This window comes from Mesorhizobium sp. LSJC280B00 (assembly GCF_000502835.1).
Lineage (GTDB): Bacteria > Pseudomonadota > Alphaproteobacteria > Rhizobiales > Rhizobiaceae > Mesorhizobium.
Window position 1 is genome coordinate 62,431 of record NZ_AYVL01000006.1, and the last position, 24,865, is coordinate 87,295.

Sequence of the window (24,865 nt, forward strand, 5' to 3'; positions counted from 1 at the left end):
ATGGGCCACGGCGACATTGCCTATTTCGGGATACGCCATCACGGGCCGGGTTCCGCCGACAGCCTGGTGCAGGCACTGAAGGATTTGAACCCGGTCGCCGTGCTGATCGAGGGGCCGATCGACGCCTCTGAGCTTCTGCCCATGCTGGCCCGCCCCGAAATGCAGCCGCCTGTGGCGCTCCTTTGCTATCCGGAGGACGATCCGGCTTCGACAAGCTTCTGGCCTTTTGCCGAGTTCTCGCCCGAATACCAGGCGGCGCTTTGGGCTGTGGGCAATAAGGCGACGTTGCAGTTTATCGACCTGCCGTCATCGGCACGGTTCACCACTGCTGCGATCGGTGGCGCGGAGGACACCGATGCGACCGAAGCTACCCAAGCCCCCGAGGATGGTGACGCGGCTCCGCTTCCGCGTGATCCGATAGCCATGCTGGCACACGCCGCCGGTTATGAGGACGGCGAAAGCTGGTGGTCGGACATCATTGAACAGAACCCGGAACCCGGCCCCATATTTGCGGCCATCGCCGATGCGATGACGACACTGCGGAATGGTGAGGGTCCGATCGCGCAGTTCGAAGCCAAGCGCGAGGCGCATATGCGGCTCGAAATCGCCAAGGCGCGTAAGCAGTTCGACGGGCCGATCGCCGTCGTCTGCGGGGCATGGCATGTGCCGGCGCTGCAGGCCACCCACACTCAGAAAAACGATCAGGTCCTGATCAAGGGAATTGCCCGGCGCAAGAGCACAATGACATGGGCACCGTGGACGGGACCGCGCCTGGCGCGGGGATACGGCTATGGCGCGGGCGTCGTCGCACCGGGCTGGTGCAAGCATCTCTGGCGCACGCGCGGCCGGCGCGATGCGGCGACCCTGTGGCTTGCGACGATCGCCGCCGTGCTGCGGGCGAAGGGTCACCTGATCTCGACCGCTTCGTTGATCGAAGCGGAGCGGCTCGCCCGGACGCTAGCCGCGATTCGCGAACGACCGAAACCCGGATTTGAGGAATTGCGCGACGCCGCGATCGCCGCCCTCTTCAACGGCGAAGCGTTGCTGTGGGGGCTGGTCGAGGCCGAGCTGCTTCTGGGTTCGGACGTCGGCGAAATTCCGCCCGACACACCGCTGGCGCCACTGATCGAGGATCTGCAGCGTAGCCAAAAGGCGGCGCGCCTAAAACCCGAGGCGCTGGAGCGGGAACTGTCGGTCGACCTGCGAAGCGAGAGCGGGCTGTTTCGCTCGACATTGCTGCATCGGCTGCACGTGCTTGGTGTGCATTGGGGCAGACTGACCGATGCCGGTCGCAGCCGTGGCACCTTCCGCGAGCGGTGGACCCTAGCGTGGGAACCGGAATATGCCGTTCGTCTGGTCGAGAACCTGATCTACGGGCCGACCATCGAAAAGGCTGCCAATGGCCGCCTGATCCAGATGATCGAAACGGCGGCGACGCTCGATACGCTTGCGGCACTGGTCCAGAGCGCCATCACTGCAGGCCTGTCGGAAGCATCGACTGCCGGCCTCACGGCGTTGGAGGCACGCGCGGCGCGCAGCAGTGAATGCCTGGAGATCCTGGCGTCGGTGCCGCCGCTCGCCGACATTGTCCGCTACGGCGAGGCCCGCAAAACGCAAACGGACCGGCTGTCCGGCCTCATGGAGCGGCTGATCGTCGAAGGTGCGATCGCGCTTCCCTACGCTGCGCGCGATCTGGATGAGCAGGCCGCCGCGACACTGGTTGGTGCGATGCGCAAGGCCGATGAGGCGATCAGGCTGGTCGAACCCGGCCAAGACGTGCTGGACGGATGGCGCAACGGGCTGGCGGCCGTACTGGAGGCGTCACGGTCGACGGCGCTGCTGGCCGGGTGCGCCGCACACCTGCTGTATGAAGCTGGTCGCCTGTCCGCCGAAGCCGCTGCCGGGCTGCTCGGGCGACGCCTGTCACCGGGGACGCCTGTCACTGACGCGGCCGGGTTCTTCGAAGGCTTCTTCAGCACAGCCGGTCAACGGCTGATTTATGACGAGGGTCTGCGCGGTGCGGTCGATGGGTGGCTCAGATCCCTGGACGAAGATGCTTTCATCGCGCACCTGCCGTTGCTGCGCCGCGTCTTTTCCAATCTGGATCGCATGGAACGCCGCCGGCTGATCGAAGCGGTCCTCGGCCGCGCCGCGCGCTTGCCGGCTGGCCTGACGCCGACGCCGGATGGCGGCGAGGCATGGCGCCAGCACCTGGGGCTGCTTGGACCATTGCTCAACGGAGAAACCGGCAATGGATGACGAGGCCGAAATGAACGAACCCGGCCCGCTCACTGCCGATGGCGGAAGGGAGCGCCGCTGGCGACTGGCGATCGGCGCCGATGACGAAACGTCTGGGGCACTTTCCAGCGACGACAAACGGCTTTCGGCGGCACTCGACGCTCTCTACGGCGACGGCATTAGCGCCGCTTCTGCCGACCCACGCAAGCGGCGTGGCGGCCTTGGCCGGTCGGCGCCGCGCGTTGCACAATGGATGAGCGACATCCGCTCCTTCTTTCCGGCGCAGGTCGTCCAGATCGTCCAGAAGGACGCCTTCGAACGGCTGGACCTGAAGCAGATGCTGATGGAACCGGAATTCCTCAAGGCGATCGAGGCGGACGTCAATCTCGTCGCCGACCTGATTTCGCTGCGCTCGGTCATGCCGGCCAAGACCAAGGACATTGCCCGGACGATCATTGCCGATATCGTCGGCAAGCTGATGCAGAAGCTGGAGCAGAAGACCGCCGAGGCGATACGCGGCGCTCTCGATCGATCGAGACGCACCAACCGCCCGCGTGCACGCGATATCGACTGGCAGCGCACTATTTCGGCGAACCTTCGCCACTATCAACCCGAGCATAGGACCATCGTGCCGGAGAAACTGGTCGGCTTCATGCGCAAGCAGCGCCGGCTTGTCGATCTGGATGAGGTCGTTCTCTGCGTCGACCAGTCCGGCTCGATGGCAAGCTCGGTGGTCTACGCCTCGATCTTCGCGGCTGTGATGGCCTCGCTGCCGGTTGTGCGCACCAAGCTTGTCTGCTTCGATACGGTGATCGTCGACCTGACCGAAGAGCTCAGCGATCCCGTCGAGGTGCTGTTCGGCGTGCAGCTTGGCGGCGGCACCGACATCAATCAGGCGGTCGCCTATTGCGCCGACCGTATCGAACGGCCCACCAAGTCGCATCTGGTGCTGATCACCGATCTCTATGAAGGCGGTAATGGCCAGGAACTGCTGCGGCGACTGGCAGCGCTGGTTCGATCCGGCGTAAATGTCGTCGTGCTTCTGGCGCTGACCGATCAAGGCCGGCCCGGCTACGATCCAACAATGGCAGGCTCGGTAGCAGCCCTTGGTATTCCCGTCTTCGCCTGCACGCCGGATCTGTTTCCGGACATGATGGCTGCGGCCTTACGCCGCGACGATATCGGAGCATGGGCGGCAGGCGCCGACATCAAGGTGGTCCGCGCCGAAACGCAGGCGTCGAGCCACCCATCACCAACTGCCACAGTTTGACAAAACGCGGTCCGCGCCTATGGTCGACCTGTTACAGGAGCGGTGCATGGCGACAGCAACCGACTGCATTTTTGGCGGGTTTTCCGCATGTTTTCTTTCCAGCGAAATTCGCGTCAAGCCGCTCCTGCAATCCTCAGCGGTCTTCGCGTGCGTTGCATCGATATCTGCGCGCCAATAGCATCCGTGAGCGCCCTCTCCTCGCGAACNCCTCAGCGGTCTTCGCGTGCGTTGCATCGATATCTGCGCGCCAATAGCATCCGTGAGCGCCCTCTCCTCGCGAACCGCCGAACTTCTGTCGCGACTTGAGGGTCGGCTGGATCGGTCGGCGATCGTCTCGGCAGATGAGGCCGGGCCGCGTTACAGGGAAGACCCCGACGGCAAGACCGGTGCGCGGCCGGAGGTCGTGCTGCGACCGCGCACTGCCGGCGAGGTGTCGGACATACTGCGCCTGTGCAATGAGGCGGGGCAGAGGCTTGTGGTCCAGGGGGGCCGGACCGGGCTTGCCAGCGGCGCTCGCATCCAACCCGGCGAAGCTGTGCTGTCGCTGGAGCGCATGACTTCCGTTGAAGCTCTCGACCGCGAGGCGGCGACCATCATCGCCGAGGCCGGCGCGCCGCTGCAAGCGGTGCAGGAAGCCGCCGATGCGGCCGGCTTGCTGTTCGGCGTCGACATCGGAGCGCGCGGCACGGCCACCGTCGGTGGCAATGTCGCCACCAATGCCGGCGGCATCCGTGTGCTGCGCTACGGCATGTACCGGGCGCAGGTGCTTGGGCTGGAAGCGGTGCTTGCCGACGGCAGTATTCTGACCTCGCTCAAGGGTTTGGCGAAGGACAACTCCGGCTACGATCTCAGCCAATTGTTCATCGGCAGCGAAGGCACGCTCGGCGTGGTCACACGCGCATGCCTGCGGCTGCATCCGAAGCCGGCCACCGAGATCAACGCCTTCTGCGCGCTTGCTTCGCTCGACGCGGCGATCACGTTGCTTGCGCTGCTCAGGCGGAAGCTCGGGCCCTTGCTGTCGGCCTATGAGGTGAATTTCGCACCGCTCTATGGCGCCATGATCGCCGGCATGGAGGCGCCGGCGCCGCTGCCCGCCGGCTCGCCCGTCTATGTGCTTGCCGAGATACAGGGCAGCGAGCCCGACCGCGACGGCGAACGTTTTGCCGCGGTGCTGATGCAGGCGGTTGAAGATGGCGTGATCGACGACGTGGTCGTCTCGCAATCGCCGCGCGAATTCCGGGCGCTCTGGGCGGTGCGAGAAGAGGCCAACCGTTTCCTGTTTTCGATGGCAGGCCTGATCGGCGTCGATATCAGCATCCCACTGGCGAGAATGGCGACTTTCCTGGGCGAAACAGAAGCCGCCATCAGGGCCGTCGACCCTGGCGCCGACATCTACGTCTTCGGCCATCTCGGCGATGGCAATCTGCATTATCAGGTCCGCACCGCGGATCCGGCGGCCGCATACGGCATCGTGTACCGCGGTGTTGCCACCGCCGGTGGTGGCGTTTCGGCCGAACATGGCATCGGCCTCGACAAGAAGGAATGGCTGCACCTTGTGCGCAGCGACGCCGAGATCGCGGCCATGCGCCGCCTGAAAGCAGCCTTCGACCCGAACAACATCCTCAATGCCGGGCGCATCTTCGACCTGGCGCCGGGCTGAAATCGAAGGCCGGTAGCGCTGGCCGGATACTGTCTCTATCTGGTCGCGCTCTTCAATTCCGCATGCGCAACCGCAATGCGGGCAGCAAGCGCGGCGTTGTTGCGGACCAGCGCGATGTTGGCCTTCAGGCTGCGGCCTTGCGAAAGCTCATTGATGCGTGCGAGCAGAAATGGCGTTAGTTCCTTGCGCCCGATGCCGCGCTTCTCGGCCTCAGCCACGGCCGCTGCGATCGTGCCGTCGATGAACGCCGGATCGAGCGCGTCCGCTTCGGGGATAGGGTTGGCGACGAGAATGCCGGTGCCGGATTCCATCTCGTCATGCAGCAGCATGGCTCGCGCGATCTCGTCGGGCGTGTCGAGGCGATGATCGGCCTTGAGCCCGCTGGAGCGGGTGTAGAAAGCCGGAAAATCATCGCTCCCATAGGCGATCACCGGCACGCGCTGAGTTTCCAGATATTCCAGCGTCTTCGCAATATCGAGGATCGACTTAACTCCGGCGCAGACGACGGTCGTGCCGGTTTGGCCGAGTTCGGTCAGGTCGGCGGAGATATCGAAAGTGGCTTCGGCGCCGCGATGCACGCCGCCGACACCGCCGGTCGCAAAAATGCCGATCCCGGCTAAAGCGGCGATCCGCATCGTCGCCGAGACGGTGGTTCCGGCCGAGCCGCCGCGCACCATGATGGCGGCGAGATCGCGCCCGGAAGCCTTGACCACGCCCTTTGCCGCTGCCAGCTCTTCCAGTTCACGGTCGTCGAGGCCAACCTTGATCTTGCCGGCGACCACTGCGATCGTGGCGGGCACGGCGCCGTTTTCACGCACTACGGTCTCGACACCACGGGCAGTTTCCAGATTGGCCGGATATGGCATGCCGTGGGTGATAATCGTCGATTCCAATGCCACCACCGCGCGGCCTTCATCAAGCGCAGCAGCGACTTCATCGTTCAGGTGGACAAGGAAAGGTTTCATATCATCTCGCTTTCAGGCAGGAATGCGGTACATGCCGGCGGCAAGGAAGCGCGGCGACAGATCGGGATGGACGCTGGATTCGCTCTCGGTGGTCAGTGTGGCAAGCAGTGCGCCGGTGCGCACGGCATGAGCGACCGGCTCACCCGAAAGCACCTTGTACAGAGTGCCGGCGATCATCGCGTCACCGGCGCCGGTGATGTCGACGGGCTGGGCCGGGACGGAGTGCATGTTCGTCACACCGCTCTCGGTCGCAACGGCAAATCCATGCGCGCCTACGGTCACGATCACCTCTCCGGCGCCGGCCGCGCGCAGCGCTGCCGCTGCTTCCTCCGGCGTCAGCCGCTTGTCGGCATCCGTCATGCCGAGCATCATATTGGCCTCGTCATGATTGGTGAATAGAAGATCGATGCCCGTCAGGTCCTTCGGCAGGCGCGCTGATTTCGGCGACGAGACCGCGTCGACGGCGAGCTTGAAGCGCGCGGCCTGCTTGCGCGAGATCAGTGCTGCGAGGGTCGCAGCCGGCAGATTGCAGTCGATGAACACCCATGTCGCCGAAGCCAGATGCGGCCAGAAGCGGTCGAGATAGGACGACGAAAACAGATCGAAGATCTCCATGTCGGCAATGCCGAGCACGAGGTCGTTGTTGCGGTCGAGGATGGCCGCGTATTCCGCCGTCGGCCGTTCCGCGGTGGTGATGACCTGGCTGACATCGGCGCCGAGGTCGCGCAGATGCCGCACCATTGAGCGGCCGGTTTCATCGTCGCCGACGATCGAGACGAAGCTTATGTCGACGCCGAGGCGGGCAAGGTTTTCGGCGACGTTGCGGGCAACCCCGCCGAAGCTGCGATAGCCGTCGACCGGGTTCGACGTCTCGAAAATCAGATCCTTCTTGGCGTGGTATTTGCGGTCGAGCACCGCGCCGCCGACGCAGACCATGCGCTTGGACGTCGGCAAGACGTAACCACGGCCGAGAATGTATCCCTTGTTGACGAGTTGCACGATGTGAGCCGCGACCGTCGAGCGGGCGATGCCGAGCACCGTTGCTATGTCCTGCTGGCCGGCGAATGGGTTCGCCGCAATGAGGTCGAGAACCGCTTGTTCCTGTGCTCCAAGGTCGTCCATTGTCTCACCCGGCCGTCAAATTCGAGGCTGAACGCTTTCGCAACAACAGATGACATTGTCAACATTTGTTTCGACCGGCGGCATTTGACCAATCGGCGCTCCCGCGACTCTCTGCCAGCCGGACGAAGAAAGCGGGTGAGCACATTGAAGAAAGCTATTTCACCAAGGAGGACGAAAGTTGCTCTTGTCGGCGTGCAGCGCCAGGGAGGAACTGAGGCCTTAACGCGAGACGGCGAAGAGCGCTAAGCCTTCAGCACCGAGACGGCCAATTCGCTGTTGTGGACGTATTCGTTGGCGTCAGGCTGCTTCTGCACGAGCAGGATGAACAGCAGGTCGGTCAGCGTCAGTTGTGCATCACGCGCAGTTATCGATGACGAGCGCGCGCGCTCTTCATCGGCGATCGTGTGGAGGCGAATGTCGGCAACCCGGCTCAGCGGATTGTCGCGAAGTCCGGTGACGGCGATAACGGTGGTGCCACGTTTGCGGGCAAGTTCAGCTATCCGCAGGGTTTCGATGCTCGCCCCGGAATAGGAGAGCGCGAACAGCACGTCACCTCGTCCAAGCGTCGAGACATTGGCCATTTGCACATGGCTGTCGCTGTCGTGCAGCACGTTGCGGCCGAGCTTCATCAGCTTGTAGGAAAAATCGCGCGCCACCAGCGAGGATGCGCCGACGCCGGCCAAATGAATGCGGCACGCACCGTTCAACGCTTCGAGGGCCTTGCCGATTTCCTGCTCGGTGTTGGCCGCGACGGTCTGTTGCATCGACAAGAGCTTGCTGCCGATCAGCTTGCGCAAGATGACCAGATAGCTGTCGTCGACCTCGATCGAACCGTGGATCATGCCGGCCGGCACGTGCCATTCCTGCGACTTGGCCTCACTGACGGCGAGCTTAAGCTCCTGATAGCTGGAATAGCCGAGCTTCTGGCTGAACTTGACGACGCTCGACTGGCTCCGGCCGATCTCGGCGGCAAGCGCCGCCGTCGACAGGCGGAGCATCTGGTCGGGATTATCGACGATATACCGACCGATCTCGCGGTCGCCGGGCGCCATGACTTCGAGCTTGGCCTCGATCTTCTTCAGGACGGACATGCGTTCCTCCATTGCCTGTCATCGACAATGCCAAGCCAAGGAATAAATTATTCCGTCTCTGATTGACAGCCAAGAATGAACCATCAAATCTCGACTGGTGCGGTTGCGGCCCAGCCTTCGGGCATGTCGACGATTCGGACATGAAAGATCGTAGACACGCCGACAGCTCGGGATTAGGTCAGAGCCATGGACAAATTGCGGATCGTCGGCGGGCACAGGCTTGAGGGCGCGGTGACGATCTCCGGCGCCAAGAACGCGGCCTTGCCGCAAATAGCGGCGGCGTTGCTCAGCCCCTATCCGCTGCAGCTGACCAACCTGCCTGAGGTGACGGATGTCGACAACATGCTTGGCGTCGTCGGCCTTCATGGGGCCGAAGTCACCAGATCGGCGCATGCCGCCACAATCGATACCAGTGCTGCCGCTTCCAGGGAGACAAGCTACGATACCGTCAGGCGCATGCGCGCGACGGTGCTGGTTCTCGGTCCACTGCTTGCCCGCTTCGGCCATGCCCGGGTCTCGCTGCCTGGCGGCTGCGCGATCGGCGCACGGCCGGTCGACATGCATGTCGCCGCACTTGCCGCACTTGGCGCCGATATCGCGATCGAAAACGGACTGATCGTCGCGTCTGCGCCGGGCAGACTGAAAGGCGCGCGCATCATTTTGAGCTCGCCATCGGTCGGCGCGACCGAAACGGCGATGATGGCGGCGACGACGGCAAACGGCGAGACCGAGATCCTCAACGCGGCCCGCGAGCCGGAGGTGGCCGATCTTGCCGCCTGCCTGAACGCCATGGGCGCGCGGATCGAGGGCGCCGGCACGCACCGCATCCTGATCGGGGGCAGCACAGACTGGCGCGCCGCCACGCACGACATCATCCCGGACCGGATAGAGGCCGGCACCTATGCCGTCGCAGCGGCCATCACCGGCGGTCAGCTCGAGCTGACCCACGCGCGGCTCGAGCACATGGCATCCGTCGTCCAGCTGCTCGAAGCAGCCGGTGTGAAAATATGGCCGGGCGACCGCGGGCTGATCGTATCGAGAGACGGGCCGCTCAAGGCGGTCGACGTGACGACGGAGCCCTATCCGGGCTTTCCGACCGATCTCCAGGCGCAGTTCATGGCGTTGATGTGCTGTGCCGAGGGCGCTTCGCTGTTGCGCGAGACGATCTTCGAGAACCGCTTCATGCATGTGCCTGAACTGATGCGGCTCGGCGCCAATATCAAGCTGCAAGGCACCATGGCGCTGGTGCGCGGAGGCGAGAAGCTGAAGGGCGCGCAAGTGATGGCGACCGACTTGCGCGCCTCCGTCTCGCTGGTGCTGGCAGCGCTGGTGTCGGAGGGCGAGACGACGATCAATCGCGTCTATCATCTCGACCGCGGGTACGAGCAGTTGGACCGCAAGCTCCGGCTGTGCGGCGCCCAGATCGAACGAATAAGGCAATGAGTGCCGGTGGGGCGTCTCCGCATTATTTCCTGGGCGTCGATGGCGGCGGAACCGGCTGCCGGGCGCGTATCGAAGACGAAGCAGGAACCGTGCTCGGGCAAGGCCTGTCGGGCCCGGCGACAACGCGACTCGGTATAGAGGTGGCCTGGGCCTCGATTGCCAAAGCCTTTGGCGCGGCGATCGAAGAGGCAGGGTTCGCGGCGGCGGAAATCGCCAGGATCCGCGCGGGTATCGGTGTTGCCGGCATCGGCCGTAAGGGTGCGCTCGAGGCGTTTCATGCCATCGAACAACCCTTTGCGAGCATCGACTTCGTCAGCGACGGCGTCGCGGCTTGCCTTGGCGCGCATTCCGGCCAGGACGGCGCCATCGTCATAGCCGGGACCGGTTCGATCGGGCTCGGCTTTGTCGAAGGGCGCGACCTGCGCGTCGGCGGCTACGGTTTTCCGATTTCCGACGAGGGCAGCGGCGCCGATCTCGGACTGAAGGCAGTGCAGTTCGCCTTGCGAGCCCATGACGGCCGGCATGAGCGGACGGCGCTGCTGGCCGAGGTGATGCAGCGCTTCAAGGACGATCCGTTCGAGGCGGTGGCCTGGATGGACCGCGCCAGCGCGACGGACTATGCCGCCATGGCGCCGATGGTGATCCGCCATGCCGACCAGGGCGATCCGGCCGGTCGGCGGATCGTGCAAGGCGCTGCCGAGCAGATCGACACCTTCGTGCGGGTGCTGTTCGAAAAAGGCGCGCCGCGGATTACGTTGCTCGGTGGGTTGTCCAGCCCGCTTGAGCCATGGCTCGCTCCCGACGTCCGCCGACGGCTGAAGCCGGCCGACGGCGATGCGGTTTCGGGAGCCATAATCCTGGCCAGACAATCCCTCTGCCGCCAGTGATGCCTTGCTCGGCAAGGAATATAATATTCCTACTTTCCGTTGACAGAGGGAATATCGAATTCTAAAAAGTTAACGAAACAGAACCGGCGCAGCCGGTACGGAGCCGACGGCCAGGTGCAGGCACTGGACGCCGCTTGCCGCGGGCATCACAGTCCTGCTCGCAGTCGCACTTGAAAGTAAGCGAAGTGGTCGAACAAGGGTTGATGTCGGAGCTGGAGCGGCTGATTTCCGAGGACCGGAACCCGAAAACCATGGACATCGATCTGTTGCCGACCCTCGAGGTGCTGCGCAAGATCAATGACGAGGACAAAGGCGTTGCGGCAGCCGTCGAGAAGGTCATCCCCGATATTGCTGCGGCCGTGGACCGGATCGTGAGCGCGTTCCAGAACGGTGCACGCCTTGTCTATATGGGGGCTGGCACCAGCGGCCGGCTCGGCGTCCTCGACGCCTCGGAATGTCCGCCGACCTTCGGCGTACCCGAGGACATGGTGGTGGGCCTGATCGCCGGCGGCGTCGACGCGCTGATGCACTCTGCGGAAGGCGCCGAGGACGATCCGAAACAGGGAATAAAGGCGCTGCAGGACATCAAGCTGACCGCTGGCGACGTGGTGGTCGGCATCGCTGTCAGCGGACGCACACCTTATGTCATCGGTGGCCTGACCTATGCCAAGGAAGTGGGAGCCACCACCGTGGCGTTGTCCTGCAATCCTCGATCGACCATTGCCGGCATTGCCGATATTGGCATCTCTCCGGTGGTTGGCCCGGAGGTCCTCACCGGCTCGACCCGGCTGAAATCGGGAACCGCGCAAAAGCTGGTGCTCAATATGCTGTCTACCGCCAGCATGATCCGCATCGGCAAGAGCTATCAGAACCTGATGGTTGACCTCAATCCAAGCAACAAGAAGCTTGTCGCAAGGGCGGTTAGGATCGTGATGCAGACGACCGGCTGCGCGGCACAGCAGGCACGACAGGCACTCGACCAGACCGGCAATGATGTAAAACTGGCAATCCTGGTGACGATCACCGGCATGGGTGTCGAAGAAGCACGTAAGGCGCTTGCCAACGCGGGAGGTTTCCTGCGCAAGGCGATAGGCGAAAAGACGGTGTAAGACCGCATGGATACTGGGCCGATGTTCCGGGGCGTGTGTCCCTTTGAAGCGGTCCGGGGAACTGCAAGGCATCTGGTTTAACAATAATGGGAGACGACAATGGTACGGCACATTGGCAAGAAACTGCTTACCGGCATGACGCTCGCGGCAATGGTTGCCATCGCCGCGCTACCGGTGCAGGCGAGTGCGGCGACGCTGCATATGGCGTGGTCGCAGGACGCCACCGGGCTTGATCCGCACAAGCAGACCGCATTCTCCTCACTGCGGCTGCTGGAGCTGATCTACGAACCGCTGGTGCGGCTCGACGCAAACCTGCAAATCACGCCCGCGATTGCCGATTCATGGCAGTTCTCGCCGGACGGCAAGGAGCTGAGCTTCAGGCTCAATCCGAAAGCAAAATTCCAGAACGGCGCCGCCGTGACCTCGGCCGACGTCAAGGCATCGTTCGAGCGCATACTCGACGAGAAGACGGGTGCTGCGGCGCGCGCCAACTTTCTCTCGATCGCCAGCATCGACACGCCCGATCCCGCCAACGTCGTGTTCCACCTCTCGCAGCCGGACGTGCCGATCCTGACGGCGATGAGCGACGTCAACGCGGCGATCGTCCCGGCAAGCGAAATCGCGGCCGGCTCGATCGGCACGACAACGATCGGCTCGGGTCCGTTCAAGCTCGAAAAATGGGATCCGAATTCCAAGGAAGTGCTTGTCGCCAACAAGGACTGGGCAGGCGGCGCGACCGGCGTCGACGGCATCGATATCAGCGTGCTGCCGGACGAGACGGCGATTCTGGCGGCGATGCGCACCAAGCAGATCGATTTTGCCCTGCTCAACGATCCGCTTGTCGCCACGCTGGTGCCCAAGGAAGCCAGCCTGCAGTTGAACCGCGTGCCGGTGCTTGCCTATCACGTGCTGCAGCTCAATCCCTCCCGCAAGCCGATGACCGAACTCAAGGTGCGTCAGGCGATTTCCTGCGCCATCGACCGGCAGGAAGTGCTGGACACCGCCTCGCTCGGCGAAGGCAAGGTCACCGGCCCGCTGACCATCCCGGCACTGGCGACCGATCCGAAGCAGTTGTTCTGCTATAAGCGCGACATTGAGAGGGCCAAGCAGTTGATGGCCCAAGCCGGCTATGCCGACGGCTTTTCGGCGACCGTGATCGGCGCCACCGGCGAGCCGCCGACGGCAGCGGCGGAAGCCCAGGTCATCCAGTCGCAACTCGCAGAAATCGGCGTCAAGCTCGACATCAAGATGATGGAGCTCAACGTCTATGTCGACGCCTGGCTGAAGGGCGATTTCGACATGGCCGTCGCGCTGAACGGCGGCAGGGCCGATCCCTACACTATGTACAACCGCTACTGGACCAAGACGGGCAATCTGCAGAAGGTGGCGAACTATATCGACGACACGCTGGACAGTCTTATGCAGAAGGGCCGCACCGAGACCGACCCGGCAGCGCGCAAAGCGATCTTCGCCGACTTCGAGAAGCACATCACTGAGATGTCGCCCTGGATCTGGCTCTACACGTCCTACAGCTACACGGCCCAGCAGAAGAATATCGCAGGATTCGAACCGGTGCCGACAGGTTCGCTGTTCAGCCTCGCCAAGGTGACGATCCAGTAGCTGCTTTGATGCCGGACGAGAGGATATTCTTCGCGTGAACTATCTGATGCGGCGACTGGCGACCTTCCCTCTCGTCCTGCTTGGCGTGTCCATCGTGGTGTTCCTGGCGATCCGGATGGTTCCGGGCGATTCGATCACGGCAATGCTGGGGACCGAAGCCGGCCTGCTGACGCCGCAGCAGCGCGATGCGCTTGCAGCTTATTTCGGCATCGACCAGCCCTGGTTCATCCAATACTGGCGCTGGCTGCTTGGTCTTTTCCAAGGTAATCTCGGCATTTCGTCCACCTATGGCAGGCCGGTGCTCGACGTCATCCTCGAGCATTTCCCGCTAACGTTGGAACTCGCCCTGCTGTCGATGGTCATCGCCCTGCTTGTCGGCATGCCGGCGGGGATCTTTGCCGCCACCCATAACGAAAAGCTGTCCGACCTCGGCGTGCGCGTTGTCGCAATGATCGGGCAGTCGACGCCGAACTTCGTCCTTGCCCTGCTGATCATCTACACGCTGTCGGCGGGGTTTGGCGTTTTGCCGGCGATGGGCGAGTTTTCGCCGCTGTGGCAGGATCCGCTGCGCAATCTCGGCCAGCTGTTGCTTCCTGCGATCACGCTTGGATTTGCCTTCGCGGCTTCGGTGACCCGCATATCGCGTTCGGCGATGCTCGATGTGCTCAGCGACGACTATGTCAGGACGGCGCGCAGCAAGGGCGTTTCGGCGCGCGGCGTCATCTGGCGGCATGCTTTGCCCAACGCGCTCATCCCGGTCGTGACGCTGAGCGGCATAGAGTTCGGCTACCTCCTGGGCGGAGCTGTCATCGTCGAGCAGATCTATGCGCTGCCCGGTCTCGGCCGCATGGTGCTGGATGCCATCCTGCAGCGCGACTACGCGCTGGTGCAGGGAAGCGTGCTGTTCATCGCCTTCAACTTCATGATCGTCAATCTCCTCGTCGACCTCGCCTATGTCGCGCTCGACCCGCGTATCCGGCTAAGCGAGCACTGATGGCGACATTGCGGGCTATATTTGCGCATCCCAGCGGCCGCATCGGCGGTGCGATCGTTGCGCTTTATCTGCTGCTTGCCGTGCTTGGCATGCTGGGGCTGACGCCGCACAATCCGCTGACGCAGCACCGGGTCGAACGGCTGCATGCGCCTGATAGCACCTACTGGATGGGCACGGACCTATTCGGCCGCGATGTCGCAAGCCGGCTGATGACCGGGATCGGCCAGTCCTTCATCGTGGCCTTCTTTTCGGTCGCCGTCGCGACACTGGCCGGCACCGTGCTCGGGCTGGCGGCAGCCTGGTTCGGGCGCCGCTGGGACGGCCTAGTGATGCGCATCATGGACGTTGTGCTGGCGTTCCCGGCGATCCTGCTGGCGCTGCTGATCGTCGCGGTTGCGGGACCGGGAACCTCGACCAGCGTCATTGCCATCGCCATCGTCTACACACCGATCTTCACGCGCGTCGTACGAGGTCCGGCTCTGTCGCTCAAGGCGCGCGAGTTCGTCGACGCGGCCCGCACGTTCGGCAGCAGTGCGGGCTATATCGTAACACGGCATCTGCTGCTCAATCTGGTGGCGCCACTGACGGTTCAGGTGACGCTGGCGCTGGCCTGGGCACTGCTGACCGAAGCCGGCTTAAGCTTCCTCGGGCTCGGCACGCAGCCGCCCGCCGCGTCGCTCGGCCTGATGCTGAGCGACAGCCGCAATCTGATGGAGACAGCTCCCTGGCTGATGATCTTCCCGGGCGTGGCGATCATGATCGGCATCCTCGGTTTCAACCTGCTCGGCGATGCGTTGCGCGATGTCCTCGACCCGAAGATGCGGAGATCGATCGCATGATCTCGCTGCTGTCCGTCAGCGGATTGCGCGTCGGCTTCGGTCGCAACCCGCAAGCCAATGAGGTCGTGCGCGGCGTCAGCTTCGATCTCGCCGACGGCGAAACGCTGGCCATCGTCGGCGAAAGCGGTTCGGGCAAATCGGTTACGGCGCTGTCGATCAATCGCCTTGTCGATTATGGCGGCGGCCGCATCACCGGCGGGTCGATCAAGCTGAGGCGGGCCGACGGCAGCACCTTCGACCTGACAGCCGCAGCCGAGCCGCAATTGACGAAGATCCGCGGGGGCGAAATCGGCATGATCTTCCAGGAGCCGATGACCTCGCTCAATCCGGTGCTGACCATTGGCTGGCAGATCGAGGAATCATTTCGCCTGCATCGCGGCCTGACCGGCCGGCGAGCGACGGCGGCGGCCAAGGACGCGCTCGACCGCGTGCGTATTCCGGACGCAGCGAGGCGGTTGAAATATACGCCCAACCAGCTGTCGGGCGGCATGCTGCAGCGGGTGATGATCGCCATGGCGATTGCGTGCAACCCGCGCCTGCTCATTGCCGACGAGCCAACGACGGCGCTGGATGTTACGGTGCAGGCGCAGATCATGGCGCTGCTCGCCGAGTTGAAGCAGGAAACCGGGATGTCGATGATCTTCATCACCCACGACATCGGTCTGGTTGCAGGCATCGCCGACAAGGTGATGGTGATGCAAGGCGGAGAAGCTGTCGAGCAGGGCGCATTGAACCAGATATTGGACGATCCGCAGCATCCCTATACGCGGCATCTGCTGCATGCGGTGCCGCATTTCGCCGGCGGCGGTGCGACACGCAGGGACGCGCAACGCGAAAAGCAAAAAGCTGCCGAGCCGGCGCTGAAGGTCGATGGCCTCGTGGTGCGATTTCCGGTCAAGGGTGGTTTTCTCAGCCGTACCAGCGGTGCCGTCCATGCCGTGGACGGTGTGGATTTCGAGCTAATGCCGGGCGAGACATTGGCGGTCGTCGGCGAGAGCGGTTCCGGAAAGTCCACCACCGCCCGCGCGATTCTGGGGCTGGTGCGCTCGACGCGCGGCACAATCTCGGCCAGCGCGCGCAAGGCCGCCGCCGGGCAGAGCGCCCTTCCCGTGCAGATGGTGTTCCAGAATCCCTATGGCTCGCTCAATCCCAGACTCACCGTCGAAAACCTCCTCGCAGAGCCGGTGATCGCTACCGGCGGACGGATAACTGCTGAAACGCGGGCGAAAATGGCAGCGCTGCTGAAACGCGTCGGCCTGCCGGAAAACAGCCTGCAGCGCTATCCGCACGAATTCTCCGGCGGCCAGCGGCAACGCCTGTGCATCGCTCGCGCGCTGATGCTCAATCCTTCGGTTATCGTCCTCGACGAAGCGGTTTCGGCGCTCGATGTGTCGGTGCAGGCCAGGGTGTTGAAGCTTTTGATCGAGCTGCAGCGTGAATTCGGGCTGGCCTATCTGTTCATCTCGCATGACATGGCTGTCGTCGAGCGGATCGCCCATCGCATCGCGGTCATCTATGCCGGCCAGATTGTCGAGATCGGCGATGCCAGATCGGTGCTCTCGGAGCCGAAGCACTCCTATACCAAACAGCTTATCGCGGCCGTTCCTACTATAGACCGGCGGCATGAACGTTTCGAGCTGGACACGCGCCAGGTCCCCTCGCTCGTGCGTCCGCTGGGGTTTGAGCCGGGCCCGGCCAATTGGCAGCAATTCGGGCCGGATCATAGAGCACGGGTGGAAGTGTGATGATTGTCGCCCAAGGATATGAAAGGCCGGAGGGACAGCCCCATCGCTGCCTTCCAAACGGAGGCGTAGTTGATCGACCATGATCTCTTCTCCCGCGCATTCGCCCCGCTCGAAGCGGCCGTGACCGCATCGCGCATTCCGGGCGGCGTGCTCGGCATAGTTGACGGGGACGGCGAACGCATCGTCCGGGCAATCGGCTCAGCCCAAGTCGTGCCCAAGATACGGCCGATGCATGTCGGGACATGGTTCGACCTGGCATCCCTGACCAAAGTCATCTTCACCACGTCGCGTATCCTGGCGCTGGCGGAAGAAGGCGTCGTCGACCTCGACGCGCCGCTGATTTCCGTCCTGCCCGACCTTCGCCAATATGACGAAAAAGCCTGGGAACGGAACGTAACGTTTCGCCAGTGTCTCGGCCATCAGACACCGTTTCCCGCCGTCGCGCCAATCTACACCTATGGGCGTGACCCCGAGCTGCTGCGCGCGTTCATCCTGCAGCGCGAATGGCAGGCTGGCGAGCCGGTCTATTCCGATATCAACTTCATCCTGCTCGGCTTCGTCCTGGAACGCCTGTCTGGCAAGACCATTCGCGACATAGATCCCGGTCCGGGCTTCGCGTTCTCCGCCGAACCGGATCAAGCGGCGGCGACCGAAGACTGCACATGGCGCCATCGCGTGCTCTGCGGCGAAGTCCACGACGACAATTGCTCGGCCTTGCAAGGTGCCGGTCACGCCGGCCTGTTCGGAACGGCGGCTTCGGTCCTCGACTTTGCGCAAGGGCTGCTGGACGGGACCGGCGCGTCGCAGCGTTCGATCGCGCTGATGCGCACGCCCTTGTCGGCAACCCGCACCCATGGCTGGGAGCGACCCTACGAAGGCTGGTCCGGCGGCCGGTTATGCAGCCCCGAAACCATCGGGCATACCGGCTTTACCGGTGTCGGGCTGTGGGTCGACTTCGACAAAGGCAGAGCCTGGACCTTGCTCACCAACCGGATCCATCCGACACGTCATTTCAACAGCGGGATCGCAGCGCTTCGCCAAGCGGTCGGCGATCTCGTCAACGGAGCCTGACAACCATGAATCCGAAAAATGGCGAACCCATGTGGGCCGTCGGCCTGATGACCGGCACCGTGCTGGACGGCAATATCGATGTCGCGCTGATCAAGACCGACGGCGAACGGATTGACGACTTCGGCATCTACACGCTGGCCCCCTACCCGCAGTCGATCCGGACCTTGCTGGAAGAGACGCTGCGGCAGGCAAGGAGCTGGAATTTCACAGGGCCGGAACCGGCAATCTTCCACGAGGCAGAGGAAGCGCTGACGCGCGCCCAGTCCGCGGCGGTCAAGGATCTTGTCGAAAGCCACGGGCTGACGATGGCCGATATAGGGGTCGTCGGCTTCCACGGCCAGACCGTGCTGCACCGTGCCCCGCAAGTGGGCCGACTGGGCCAGACCCGCCAGCTTGGCGACGGCGAGCTGATGCATGCCATCCTTGGCACCAGGGTCGCCTATGACTTCCGCTCGGCCGACATGCGCGCCGGCGGCCAGGGCGCGCCGCTGTCGGCCGCCTATCACGCCGCGCTGCTGCGCGAAGCCGACGCCACCGGCGACACGGCGGTGCTCAATCTCGGCGGCGTCGCCAACATCACCTGGTGGGACGGCACGGACAATGTTGTTGCCTTCGACACCGGGCCCGCCAACGCACCGCTGAACGATTTCATCAAATCGAAGGGGCTCGGCGAAATGGACCGCGACGGCGCCCTTGCCCGCGCCGGCACGGTCGACGAGGCACGGCTGGCCAAGCTCCTGCAGCATCCGTATTTGACCAAACCCTATCCGAAATCGCTGGACCGTTTCGATTTCGGCGCCTCGATGGCGGACGGAATGAACGCCGAGGATGGCGCAGCCCTGCTGACGGCCTTCACCGCGGCCGCCGTCGGCAAGGCGCTCGATCTTCTGCCGCGCCGGCCGAAGCGGCTGGTGGTCAGCGGTGGCGGTCGACACAACCCAACGATCATGGCCATGCTTGCCAGCCGCGCTGGCGTCGAAGCGGTTCCGGCCGAGGCGCTTGGCTGGAAGGGCGATGCGGTGGAGGCGGAGTGTTTTGCGTTCCTGGCAGTGCGCGTGCTCAGAGGCTTGCCGATCAGCTTCCCCAGTACGACCGGCGTGCCCCAGCCGATGCGCGGCGGACGCCTTGCCAGCTAACTAAGCCAACAATTTCTTCTGCAGGAAGATACGGCTGCGGCCAATGGGGAAATCGGCAAGCACGCCGAAGGGCAAATAGCCCTGGCGCTCATAGGCCTTGGCGGCCTTGGGATTGAACGTGTCGATCCAGGCGCCGTGACAGTCGCGCGCGATCGCCTCCCTCTCGGCCGCTTCGAGCATCCTGCCAGCCATGCGGTGACCGCGCAGTTTTTCATCGACCCAGAGCCATTGCACATAGAGCCAGCCCCAGGCTGTATATCCCGAGATGCCGGCGACAATAGCGCCGTGCTCATCGCGCACGAACACGGCCAATGCCTTCCTGCAGGAGGCGCCGACATCACTGTCGTTGAACGCCGCAAGCCGCTCTCCGAGAAAAGCCAGCTCGTGCGGCAAGGGATCGGCGGTTGTCTCGAGCGTTGTATTGTCCATCCACCAAGCATCTATCGAAGGACGGGACCGAGAAGCAAGCCTTGCTGCGCTATAGCTTCGGCGAACGCCACGCCGCTGCCGCAGCAGCGATTAGCATGAGCAAAGCTGCAATCACCGCCGATGCTGCAAAACCGAACGTGGAATAGAGCGGTCCGAACGCCGTGGTGCCGACGAACACCGCAAGATAGGTCACCGCGCTGTTCAAACCCATGATCGTGCCGCGACGCGCAGGGTCGAGCGCCGACAGGCGCATCACCAGGACGTTCAGCCCGAAATGATTGGCAAGGCCCCAGACGGCTATCACCGCTATGGTCAGATGAAAACTACTGCTTGCCGCGGCAATCACGACATAGACGACCGCGACAAGCAGATAGGCAAATGGCATGACACGCCGCGCGCCCAGGCGGTCGATAACGCCGTCAAGAAGTGCCGCCGCACCAAATCCGGCGCCATAAGCGAGCGCGGCCAGCCCGTTGGCGCTGACCGGCCGTCCCAAGCCATTGTGAAGGTGATCGCCAAGATAGCCATAGACACCGTAGAACGCGGTCATGAATGCGGCGCAGGCAACCAGAAGCGGCACTATGCCAGGGACGCTCAAGGCGCCCAGCGGCGTCGGCGCCGGGCCGCTCTTCCTGACATCGCTCAGCGACGTCAGCGCCAGGCTTGCCAATGCGAGTGCTGCGAGCACCGCGACCGCCGCGAAAACGGCGCGCCAATGCACCAGGTCGGCAAGTACGGCCGACAGCGAAACCCCGGCGACCATGCTCAGCGTCCAGCCGGTCAGCACGACGCCTATGGTGCCGCTTTCGCGGCCGGGCGGTGCAATCGCGGCTGAGCTGGCGTAGATTGCCGGCATGGCGACACCTGCAGCGATGCCGGCGAGAAGCTGGGCCGCGACCAGCGCCGTCACCGTCGGCGCAGCAGCGCTGGCGACGAGCGCTATCGCCAGCAGCAGCAACGCTCCTTGCAGCATGCGGCGGGCACCAAGCCGGTCGATATAGCGCGCCAGGAACAAGGCGCTTGCCGACGTCCCGAGCCCGAACGCGGCCGACGCGATCATAACCGCCGGCACGCTTGTGCCGAAGGACGCGGCCACCGCCGGCGCGATCGGACCGAGCACCAGCGAGTTCGAGCCGATCACGGCAATGCACCCCGTCAGCAGGTAAGCGAGTGCCGGGATTGGCGGCTTGGGGGCCGCTGCGAATGTAGCGACTTGATCAGTGTTCGACATATGGCAATAATGGCCGTATTAAATTCTGCATCAATCGGGAATTTTAATATGGATGAAGAAACAGATGGCATTCCGCAGAACAGGCCTGCCGCCCGCGATATCGATGCAACCGACCGAAAAATATTAGGCGTTCTGGTCGACGACGCCACGATCAGCTATGCCGAGCTCGGCGACCGCGTCGGCCTTTCACCGCCGGCAGCCCATGAACGCGTCAAGCGCCTCCGGCGCAGCGGCACCATCCGCAACACCGCGGCCATCATCGACCCCAAGGCGGTGCGCAAGCCGCTGCTCGCCTTCGTCCATATCGATACCAAGGGGTGGGGAAAGACGCCGGAGCTGATGGCGATCTCCGAGCACCCCGAAGTCGAGGAGATCCATTCGGTGGCCGGCGACACATGCATGCTGATCAAGGTCCGCACCGAGGACACGCGGGCACTCGAAGGCCTGCTGTCGCGCCTCTACGAAACGCCTGGCGTCACCTCGACCCGAAGCTATGTGGTCCTGTCGACCTATCTCGAGCGGCCAGTGCAGCCCGGGATAACGACGGAATGGCCGACCCCCCGGCATATGGCCAAGCCGCTTTATTAGCTCAAACGATTCTCACGCGTATCCAAAGTCGAACCGGAAACGTCTTAGGCACTGCATCCTGTGGTCATCCGTCGGGCCGGTTCGTTTGCGCCGGTTCTTGGATCCGACGGGATGCCTGTTGCGCAACCGGAGACACGCGATGAGAAAATTAATCGTAGGCAGCTTCATTTCGCTGGACGGCGTCATCGAAGCACCAATGGAATGGGCGTCACCGTTCTTCGACGAAGAGATGAAGGAACACTCCTATGAAAAGGCCGGCGAGGCGGATTTTTTCCTGCTCGGCCGCGTCACCTACGAAATGTTTTCGGCGCGTTGGCCGCAGGTCAAAGGCAGCAAGTACATGGATCGCATGAACGGGCTGAAGAAGCTCGTCGCGTCGCGCAGCCTCAAGGAAGTGAGCTGGAACGCGTCGCTGATCGAAGGCGACATCGCTGCCGAAATTGCCAGGATCAAGCAGCAGGCCGGCGGCAACATTTTGAAGTACGGAGTGAGCAATCTCGACCAGACGCTGCTCGCCAACAGGCTTGTCGACGAGTATCAGCTCTCGATCGTGCCGACCCGCGTCGGACATGGCAAACGCGCTTTCCAGGATGTCGACCCGTCCCTGGTCAGACTGGAGCTTATAGATACCCACCGTTTCAAGAACGGCGTCATTACGTTGACCTATGTCCCGCTATGATCCGTATGCCATGAAGATGCAGCCAAGACTTGACCCGACCGGGCTTTTCGACGTCCGCTACGCCGGTTTTCTGGAGACAGTCGCGCATTTGCGTGGACGGCTGCACCGCTACTGTGCACGCATGACCGGTTCAACGCTCGACGCCGAAGACGTGATGCAAGAGGCGCTGTTCGAGGCCTATCGGAAGATCGAGAAGCTGGACGATGCGAGTGCTCTTCGCCCCTGGCTTTTTCGCATTGCACATAATCGCTGCATCGATTTTCTGCGAAGCCGGCAGGTGCGTCAGCATGCGGAGGCCAATTTCGCCGAAGACGAGATCATCCTGCCGGTCGAGCCGGCGGGCCAGGGCGCGGATCGCGCGATCGAACGGCTGGTGATCCACCTGCCGCCCAAAGAACGCGCCTGCGTCCTGCTCAAGGACGTCTTCGACTATTCGCTGGAAGAGATCGCCGACCTCGTCGGCTCGACCGTGGGCGGCGTCAAGGCTGCGTTGAGCCGTGGCCGTTCGAAATTGGCCGCCTTGTCAGGCGACCCAATCGTCCGTTCGGAGCCCCAACGCGATCCGGAATTCCTGGAATTGCTCAGCCGCTATGTCGAACTGTTCAACCGCCGCGATTGGGATGGGGTACGGGCGTTGACCAGCGCCGACGCACAATTGCGTGTCGCGGATTGCTTCAAGGGCAGGCTGTCGGAATCACCTTACTTCGTTGAATATGAAAGAGCCTCGACGACCTGGAAAATGGCGGTTGGCGAGATCGATGGCCAGGCGGTGCTGCTAGTGCTCCACCATGGCGAAAACGGTTGGAAGCCGGCCCATCCGGTTCGGATCGAAGCCGCCGGCGGGACCATAAATCGCATCGCCGATTACTATGCCTGCCCTTGGATCATGCCGGCGGCAGGTGCGGTGGTCGTTTCCAGGCCGGCCTAACCAGCGGCAGGACATGCAAGTGGCCGGCATCAACCTCATTGAAATGGGATCGACGCCGGACAAGACATAGGCGGCTTACTGAAGCTTCGCCTGCAGGGCGTTGACGTCATCCGTCGTCATTTCGCCGTCGGTCGTCACCTTGCCATCGACGATCTTCCAGAGGCGGAACGGGCCGGTGATGTCGCCGTATTTGTCGAAGGCGACCGGGCCGATGACGCCTTTGTAGCGGATCGGCTTGCCATCCTTGATCAGGCCGAGCGCCTTGGCGAACTCGTCCTTGCCGGCATAGATCGGCGTGCCGGCCGGGTCGACCGCCTTGTACATCGCGTCCTTGATCTTGGCCGGATCCTCGGAGCCGGCAATGGCGATGGCCAAGCCGACGATGGCGCCGGCATCATACGACCGGTCGGCCGCCGGGTTCGACGGTTCGATGCCCGAAAATTCCTTGTAGTTCTTGGTGAAATACTCGGTCGATGCGGTCGGACTGGTGCCGGAGGAAGTGCCGTACGCATCCTTCAGGTAATCCGCGCCAACGGATTCGATGAAGTCCGGGCTGTTCATGCCGTCATTGAGCAGGAATTTCTGGACACCGCCCTGCGAAATCCAGGTGCGGGCGATGGTTGCGCCGTCGACAGGCGTGCTGACGAGATAAAGCCCGTCGGGCTCGCCAGCCATCGCCGCCGTCACTTCCGAGGCATAGCTCGACTGCTTTTCATTGTAGGGCGTGTCGGAGACAATGGTGCCGCCGAGTGCCTTATAGGCGCGCGAAAATTCCGCCACCATGTTGACGCCGAAGTCGTTGTTGACGTGGATGACCGACAGCTTCTTGAAGCCTTTGTCGATGGCATATTTGGCGGCAGCGACGCCCTGCAGCGCATCAGATGTGATGGTGCGGAAGAAGATGCCGTTGGTCTTGCCGTCGCGCCCGAGCGCCGTCAGCGTCGGCGACGAGGAAGCAGGCGACACCTGGACTATCTTGGCCGGAGCGGTGACCGAGGTCAGGATCGGGATCGACACCGAGGAGATGATGCCGCCGATGATCACCGGCACCTTCTTGACCTGCACGAGCTGCGTCGCGGCGTCGACCGCAATGTTGCCCTGGCTCTGGCTGTCGCGCGTGTCGGTCGCGAGATCGCAGCCGCGGACGCCGCCCGCATCGTTGATGTCGCGGAAGGCCATCTCGACCGATTTGGCGCCGGCCTGGCCGTACTCGCCGGCCGGGCCTGTCAGTTCCATGACGAGGCCGACGGTGATCTTGCAATCGGCGGCTTGCGCTGCGCCGGCCGCTGTCAGCAGTGCGAGCGCGGTGGTGATCTGAAGTATGGTCTTTTTCATTGTTGTTCCCCTTTCGTTACACGACTCTCATTGATGTCTTGAGCCTGTTCAGCCTTCCGGCATCTGCAGCCAGGTTTCATGCAGATGTCGCCATTCGACGCCGTTGGGCGCCGATGAACTGGTGGTGAAAACGGCACTCGAGCGGCGGCGGCTATGTTTGCCGGCGCGCTGCTGCGCTTCGATGTAGCTGACGACGATCGTGTCGCCTTGTTGCCAGCCGGCCCGGATTTCCTCGATCGAGATGGTGAAATCGCCGTCACAAGTGGCGCGGCTTGCCCTGACATGGTCGAGCACCGCGTCACGATCGAGGACCTGGCCATCCGGCACAACCATGCAGAAGCCTTCGCCCATGACGCGTTCGAAGCGCCTGAAATCTGCATTGTCCGCACTCGCCGCATTGAACCAGTCGACGAAGAAGCGGTGGAGATCGACCACCTCGGCGCTGGCGCGGGAAAGCAAGGAGGGCTTTTCGTCCATGGCCGCGT

The 24,865-nt window shown here is 63.3% G+C and carries 22 protein-coding genes; 15 read left to right on the forward strand and 7 right to left on the reverse strand.

The window, feature by feature from the left end; genetic code table 11:
* The 3 genes from X773_RS50645 to X773_RS50655 all read left to right on the forward strand — a co-directional run bounded on the left by X773_RS50645 (position 1) and on the right by X773_RS50655 (position 5,168).
* Positions 1–2,259: a DUF5682 family protein gene (locus X773_RS50645; RefSeq protein WP_023676038.1), complete on the forward strand. Its 2,259-nt coding sequence runs from the start codon at positions 1–3 to the stop codon at positions 2,257–2,259.
* On the forward strand, positions 2,252–3,508 hold the full coding sequence (locus tag X773_RS50650; protein WP_023676039.1) for a VWA domain-containing protein: 1,257 nt from the start codon (positions 2,252–2,254) through the stop codon (positions 3,506–3,508). The genes X773_RS50645 and X773_RS50650 overlap by 8 nt, the downstream gene beginning before the upstream one ends.
* Before the next feature lie 313 nt (positions 3,509–3,821).
* Positions 3,822–5,168 (forward strand): FAD-binding oxidoreductase, encoded by a 1,347-nt coding sequence (locus tag X773_RS50655; RefSeq protein WP_245274678.1) that lies wholly within the window; start codon positions 3,822–3,824, stop codon positions 5,166–5,168.
* 35 nt (positions 5,169–5,203) lie between these two features.
* Here the strand turns inward: X773_RS50655 and X773_RS50660 are convergent, their stop codons facing one another.
* From X773_RS50660 to X773_RS50670, 3 genes are all read right to left on the reverse strand, one after another.
* A complete protein-coding gene (locus X773_RS50660) occupies positions 5,204–6,133 on the reverse strand; it encodes a pseudouridine-5'-phosphate glycosidase (protein ID WP_023676041.1) in 930 nt (309 codons plus the stop codon).
* Positions 6,134–6,145: 12 nt separating this feature from the next.
* Positions 6,146–7,255 carry a carbohydrate kinase gene (locus X773_RS50665; protein ID WP_023676042.1) on the reverse strand — a complete coding sequence of 370 codons (1,110 nt, stop codon included), beginning with the start codon at positions 7,253–7,255 and terminating at the stop codon, positions 6,146–6,148.
* A 242-nt stretch (positions 7,256–7,497) separates the two neighbouring features.
* Complete coding sequence (locus tag X773_RS50670) at positions 7,498–8,346, reverse strand: MurR/RpiR family transcriptional regulator (RefSeq protein ID WP_023676043.1); 849 nt, start codon at positions 8,344–8,346, stop codon at positions 7,498–7,500.
* Positions 8,347–8,532: 186 nt separating this feature from the next.
* Between X773_RS50670 and murA the strand changes: the two genes are divergently transcribed.
* The 9 genes from murA to X773_RS50715 all read left to right on the forward strand — a co-directional run bounded on the left by murA (position 8,533) and on the right by X773_RS50715 (position 19,190).
* On the forward strand, positions 8,533–9,789 hold the full coding sequence (gene murA, locus X773_RS50675; protein ID WP_023676044.1) for a UDP-N-acetylglucosamine 1-carboxyvinyltransferase: 1,257 nt from the start codon (positions 8,533–8,535) through the stop codon (positions 9,787–9,789).
* Entirely contained in the window at positions 9,786–10,676 is an 891-nt protein-coding gene (locus X773_RS50680; protein WP_023676045.1) for an N-acetylglucosamine kinase, read from the forward strand. Before murA ends, X773_RS50680 begins: the two co-directional genes overlap by 4 nt.
* Before the next feature lie 185 nt (positions 10,677–10,861).
* On the forward strand, positions 10,862–11,785 hold the full coding sequence (gene murQ, locus X773_RS50685) for an N-acetylmuramic acid 6-phosphate etherase (RefSeq protein ID WP_023676046.1): 924 nt from the start codon (positions 10,862–10,864) through the stop codon (positions 11,783–11,785).
* 99 nt (positions 11,786–11,884) lie between these two features.
* A complete protein-coding gene (locus X773_RS50690) occupies positions 11,885–13,405 on the forward strand; it encodes an ABC transporter substrate-binding protein (protein WP_023676047.1) in 1,521 nt (506 codons plus the stop codon).
* Positions 13,406–13,439: 34 nt separating this feature from the next.
* Complete coding sequence (locus X773_RS50695) at positions 13,440–14,399, forward strand: ABC transporter permease (protein ID WP_023676048.1); 960 nt, start codon at positions 13,440–13,442, stop codon at positions 14,397–14,399.
* Positions 14,399–15,238: an ABC transporter permease gene (locus X773_RS50700; protein WP_023676049.1), complete on the forward strand. Its 840-nt coding sequence runs from the start codon at positions 14,399–14,401 to the stop codon at positions 15,236–15,238. The genes X773_RS50695 and X773_RS50700 overlap by 1 nt, the downstream gene beginning before the upstream one ends.
* On the forward strand, positions 15,235–16,983 hold the full coding sequence (locus X773_RS50705; protein WP_023676050.1) for an ABC transporter ATP-binding protein: 1,749 nt from the start codon (positions 15,235–15,237) through the stop codon (positions 16,981–16,983). Before X773_RS50700 ends, X773_RS50705 begins: the two co-directional genes overlap by 4 nt.
* A 69-nt stretch (positions 16,984–17,052) precedes the next feature.
* Entirely contained in the window at positions 17,053–18,054 is a 1,002-nt protein-coding gene (locus tag X773_RS50710) for a serine hydrolase (protein ID WP_023676051.1), read from the forward strand.
* A 5-nt stretch (positions 18,055–18,059) separates the two neighbouring features.
* A complete protein-coding gene (locus X773_RS50715) occupies positions 18,060–19,190 on the forward strand; it encodes an anhydro-N-acetylmuramic acid kinase (RefSeq protein WP_031211590.1) in 1,131 nt (376 codons plus the stop codon).
* Here X773_RS50715 and X773_RS50720 read toward each other — a convergent pair whose 3' ends face one another.
* Complete coding sequence (locus X773_RS50720) at positions 19,191–19,619, reverse strand: GNAT family N-acetyltransferase (protein WP_023676053.1); 429 nt, start codon at positions 19,617–19,619, stop codon at positions 19,191–19,193.
* Between the two features lie 49 nt (positions 19,620–19,668).
* Positions 19,669–20,850, reverse strand: a complete 1,182-nt coding sequence (locus X773_RS50725) for an MFS transporter (protein ID WP_023676054.1) — start codon at positions 20,848–20,850, stop codon at positions 19,669–19,671.
* 48 nt (positions 20,851–20,898) lie between these two features.
* Between X773_RS50725 and X773_RS50730 the strand changes: the two genes are divergently transcribed.
* The 3 genes from X773_RS50730 to X773_RS50740 all read left to right on the forward strand — a co-directional run bounded on the left by X773_RS50730 (position 20,899) and on the right by X773_RS50740 (position 23,045).
* Positions 20,899–21,438 carry an Lrp/AsnC family transcriptional regulator gene (locus X773_RS50730; protein ID WP_023676055.1) on the forward strand — a complete coding sequence of 180 codons (540 nt, stop codon included), beginning with the start codon at positions 20,899–20,901 and terminating at the stop codon, positions 21,436–21,438.
* Between the two features lie 139 nt (positions 21,439–21,577).
* Positions 21,578–22,117 carry a dihydrofolate reductase family protein gene (locus X773_RS50735; RefSeq protein WP_023676056.1) on the forward strand — a complete coding sequence of 180 codons (540 nt, stop codon included), beginning with the start codon at positions 21,578–21,580 and terminating at the stop codon, positions 22,115–22,117.
* A 10-nt stretch (positions 22,118–22,127) separates the two neighbouring features.
* Positions 22,128–23,045 (forward strand): sigma-70 family RNA polymerase sigma factor, encoded by a 918-nt coding sequence (locus X773_RS50740; RefSeq protein ID WP_036238331.1) that lies wholly within the window; start codon positions 22,128–22,130, stop codon positions 23,043–23,045.
* Positions 23,046–23,120: 75 nt separating this feature from the next.
* On the opposite strand, the gene X773_RS50745 is transcribed toward X773_RS50740, so the two are convergent.
* The gene (locus X773_RS50745; protein WP_023676058.1) at positions 23,121–24,380 is read right to left on the reverse strand and encodes an ABC transporter substrate-binding protein; all 1,260 of its coding nucleotides are present in this window, start codon (positions 24,378–24,380) and stop codon (positions 23,121–23,123) included.
* A 48-nt stretch (positions 24,381–24,428) separates the two neighbouring features.
* Positions 24,429–24,857, reverse strand: a complete 429-nt coding sequence (locus tag X773_RS50750) for a DUF4440 domain-containing protein (protein ID WP_023676059.1) — start codon at positions 24,855–24,857, stop codon at positions 24,429–24,431.
* Positions 24,858–24,865: the final 8 nt, after the last annotated feature.